Below are 658 nucleotides of genomic sequence, written 5' to 3' on the forward strand. Positions count from 1 at the left end.
CCGCGGACACGTCCCGCCCGGCGACGCCGGAGAAGGCGCGCGCCTCGGCGAGGTTCGGGGTGGCGAGCGCCGTGTTCGGGACCGGCGGCTCGCCCGCGGGGTGCGGATCCCACACCAGCGGCACGACGGCCGCGCGCGCGTCGAGGGCGGCGCGGAGACGCGGGTCGCGGGTGACGCCGCGGCCGTAGTCGGCGACCACGATGGCGTCGGCGGTGGCGATCGCCTCGAGCATCGCGTCGGTGGCGACGGGCGTCGGCGGCGGCGCGCAGCCCTCGTCGATGCGGGCGATCGCGTGCCCGTCGGCACGGACGCGGGTCTTGACGGGCGTGGGCGCGCCGGACGGGCCGGCGACCACCTCGACGCGCGCGAGCCGCTCGCGGAGCGTCTCGGCGTGCCGGTCGTCGGAGAGCACGGTGACGAGGCGCACCTCGTGGCCGTCGCGGGCGAGCATGGTGGCGACGAGGCCCGCGCCGCCGGCACGCGGCAGCGACTCCTCGACCTCGATGACGGGCACGGGCGCGTCGGGGCTGAGGCGGTGGGCGGACCCCTGCATGTCGACGTCGAGGAGCACGTCGCCGACCACGACGATCCTCATGCCGGCACCTCCGCGGCGGTCGCGGCGGCGGCCGGCGCGGGGGCGGGGGCGGCGGATGCGGCG

At 79.3% G+C, this 658-nt stretch carries 1 protein-coding gene; it reads right to left on the reverse strand.

Features of this window, described 5'->3' with window-relative positions:
* The coding region (locus Q6969_RS16160) for a PfkB family carbohydrate kinase (protein ID WP_317231346.1) at positions 1-595 on the reverse strand (595 nt) is incomplete at its 3' end.
* Positions 596-658 lie beyond the last annotated feature (63 nt).

It is taken from the genome of Clavibacter sp. MX14-G9D (assembly GCF_032917815.1).
GTDB lineage: Bacteria > Actinomycetota > Actinomycetes > Actinomycetales > Microbacteriaceae > Clavibacter > Clavibacter michiganensis_K.